Annotated in this window: 6 protein-coding genes; all 6 read left to right on the top strand. The window is 36.1% G+C overall.

What is annotated here, in order from left to right:
* A partial coding sequence (locus Wcon_RS09175) for a major capsid protein (protein WP_179947511.1) occupies positions 1–180 on the top strand: 180 nt, incomplete at its 5' end.
* 95 nt (positions 181–275) lie between these two features.
* Complete coding sequence (locus Wcon_RS09170; protein ID WP_114517895.1) at positions 276–593, top strand: head-tail joining protein; 318 nt, start codon at positions 276–278, stop codon at positions 591–593.
* Positions 594–612: 19 nt separating this feature from the next.
* A complete protein-coding gene (locus Wcon_RS09165) occupies positions 613–1,089 on the top strand; it encodes a phage tail protein (protein ID WP_410543473.1) in 477 nt (158 codons plus the stop codon).
* Positions 1,090–1,098: 9 nt separating this feature from the next.
* Positions 1,099–1,581, top strand: coding sequence for a hypothetical protein (locus Wcon_RS09160; RefSeq protein WP_114517912.1), 483 nt, complete (start codon positions 1,099–1,101; stop codon positions 1,579–1,581).
* A complete protein-coding gene (locus Wcon_RS09155; RefSeq protein ID WP_114517911.1) occupies positions 1,568–2,077 on the top strand; it encodes a phage baseplate assembly protein V in 510 nt (169 codons plus the stop codon). The genes Wcon_RS09160 and Wcon_RS09155 overlap by 14 nt, the downstream gene beginning before the upstream one ends.
* A gap of 16 nt (positions 2,078–2,093) precedes the next feature.
* Positions 2,094–2,921 (top strand): IS256 family transposase (locus Wcon_RS09150; protein WP_114516781.1); only part of this gene is annotated, 828 nt, incomplete at its 3' end.

Raw genomic sequence — 2,921 nt, 5'->3', positions numbered from 1 at the left:
ACATTTACAACATATTTTGCACCAGCAGACTTTAATGAAACAGTAAATACTCTTGGACAGCCACTCTATGCAAAACAAGAGCCAAGAAGATTTGATAGAGGAACTGATTTACATACGCAGTCAAATCCTCTGCCAATGTGCCATAGGCCTGGCGTATTAGTAAAAGTCGCTATAGCATAACATACTGGTAGAGTAATTACAAGTTGGTGAGGCACAGAACGACTCTACCGGTATGCGCTTCTTAGCATGTAAAGGTTAGTATATCAAAAAGAAATATGCAAGAGAATATTAAGCGATTATTGGAGGATTGTTTTAAGCATCTAGGAGTGGAAGCCATATATTGTAATCGAAATAAGGAGGGTATTCGTAGAATAAAAGTGCTAATAAAACGTCCTGAGACTACGTACTCTCTAGGTGCAGATGGAGCATTAACTCAGCAAATTGCTTCTGTAGAAATACGTGATCAGGACGTTACTTCCTTTAGCATAGGTGATTATATCAAGATTGAAAAAAGGTTCTACAAGATTTTTGAACCACCGTTAAAAGATTCTTCGAGTGAAATATGGAAAATTGAGGCAATAGAAAGTGTTTGATATTAAAATTAGTAACAATATTAATGAAATAGTCTACAATATTGACGAAAAAGAGCAGAAAGTAAAACTGGCAGCTATAAAAGCACTAAATAGAACAGCACTATGGTTAAAAGCGCAAGCAGCTAAGGAAATCAGTGAGGAAAAGAAGATAAAATTAAGTTTGATAAGAAAGAGATTAAGAATTTTTAAAGCAAAAACAAGCAGATTAGAAGTGTTAATTAGAGCAAATCTCTACGACATTAGAGCATCGACAATTGGCAAAATACAAAAAACAAGAAGAGGATCGAAAGTAGGAAAGCATGAGTTTATAGGAGGATTTGCAGCAGTTATGCCAAAAGGAAATAGCGGTATGTTTAAACGTGAAGGAAGGGCAGCATTGCCAATAAAGGAAGTTAAGTTGCCACTAGAACCTGAGGCTTCAAGGATAATAGGGAATCTTGTTAATTATGAAGTTGAAAAGGTATTTGAAAAATATTTTATACATTACATGAGTTAAATTATATGCATGACAAAGTTCTGGAAAGATTTACATCAAGCAATTTGCAGCACACTGAAGGAAGAAATATCGTCTATACAGACATGTGAAATTTATCCAGCAATAAGGAAAGAATTAGTAGCGCCAGCGTTATTTGTAGAGCTTGTGAGTTTAGAATCGGGAAAAGATCCAGGAACAGAGGAATTAGCGCTGAAAGCAAGATTTGAAGCACGAATAGTAATTGATAGCACGGTAGAAAATGCACCTATTATTATCAGAACATTAGCTACTGAGGTTGCAAGAGTAGTAAATAAAAATACTTGGAACGTGAAAAATGTTTCACCAGGAGAATTTATATCAGGAGGAGGAGATGATTTTAGGCCAGAGTTAGATGCGTATTTAGTGTGGTTGATTGAATGGGTCCACTATCTGCATGTGGGAGAATCAGTCTGGTTAGAGGGAAAAATTAAGCCACATACCATAAACGTAGGAAATATAAATGTTGGATCATAGTTTTGCGATTTCAGAGCTGAATAGGAAGCTAGCAAACATTATTCGTATAGGTCTAGTTAAAGAAATAGATTATGAAAAAGCAAAAGTAAGAGTGAAGATAGGAGAATTTTTAACAGATTATCTGCCATGGGTAACGAGCAAAGCAGGAAAAGATAGAGATTGGTCTCCTCCAGATATCGATGAACAAGTAATGGTATTTTCTCCTCTTGGTGAACTATCATTAGGAGTGGTATTAGGAGGAATATATCAGGAAAAATACTCTGCACCAGAGAATAAAAAAGAAATAAATAGTGTGAAGTTTCAGGATGGAACAAGATTGTTATATGATAAAGAGAAGCATCATTTAGAGATTGAAGTAGTAGACAAAATAACACTGAAAGCTGGGGAATCGAGCATAGAGATGACGAAGAGCGAAATAAAACTGAAAGCAGATAGAATAAAGGGAATATTACTTTTTTTCGGTTTGACACACTTTTTTGAACTTATATCAATTTAAAAATGGAGGTTTGACAATGAGTCAAAAAGTAGTAAACAGAACTAACGGATTGGTAGATTATAAAGAGTTGGAAACAAATATCCTGTCGTCTATACGAGAAGGAAGACCGTTGACAGGAAAGGAGGGAGCATTAACACCATTTATAAAAAAGCTGCTGGAGGCGAGTCTAGAAGGTGAAATAGAAAACCATTTATTAGCTGAAAGTGAAGAAAATAATCGCAGAAATGGGAGGAATGGAAAGACTTTACGTACAAGTGCAGGTTCATTTGAGCTGTTAACGCCAAGAGATAGAGAAGGAAGTTTTGAGCCGCAAATAGTCAAAAAAAGGCAAACAAGCTTACATCCAGAGCTTGAAACGAAGATTTTGAGCACATTTGCCAGTGGTATGAGCTATAGAGATATAGCGTCACACGTTGAGGAAATTTATGATCACAAAATATCGGTAGCAGAGATATCAAGTATTACCGACAAATTACTGCCTATAATCAATGAATGGCGTAGTCGTCCACTGCAATCAGTATACCCGATAGTATTTATGGATGGGATGTTCTTTAAGGTCAAGGAGGATGGACATTGCGTAAGTAAATGTATGTACAATATATTGGGCATAGACCAAAATGGCAGAAAAGAAGTCCTGGGCTTTTATTTGGCTGAAAGTGAAGGAGCTAACTTTTGGTTGGAAGTGCTAAATAACCTCAAAGAAAGAGGAGTAGAAGATATTCTGATTGCATGTGTAGATGGGCTAAAAAGCTTTCCTGCAGCCATCAACAGTGTATTTCCCAGTGCAGAAGTGCAGCTATGTATAGTACACCAAATAAGAAATTCTCTGAAATATGTATCCAGT

The sequence above is a fragment of the Wolbachia endosymbiont of Cylisticus convexus genome (assembly GCF_003344345.1).
The sequence above is the reverse complement of the archived record's forward strand: the minus strand, read 5'-3'. Positions and strand labels throughout refer to the sequence as shown.

What these genes read in the sequence shown, in the direction of transcription:
- Wcon_RS09170 (WP_114517895.1), top strand. Translation starts at nt 276, where the DNA reads ATGCAAGAGAATATTAAGCGATTATTGGAGGATTGTTTTAAGCATCTA.
- Wcon_RS09160 (WP_114517912.1), top strand. Translation starts at nt 1,099, where the DNA reads ATGACAAAGTTCTGGAAAGATTTACATCAAGCAATTTGCAGCACACTG.
- Wcon_RS09155 (WP_114517911.1), top strand. Translation starts at nt 1,568, where the DNA reads ATGTTGGATCATAGTTTTGCGATTTCAGAGCTGAATAGGAAGCTAGCA.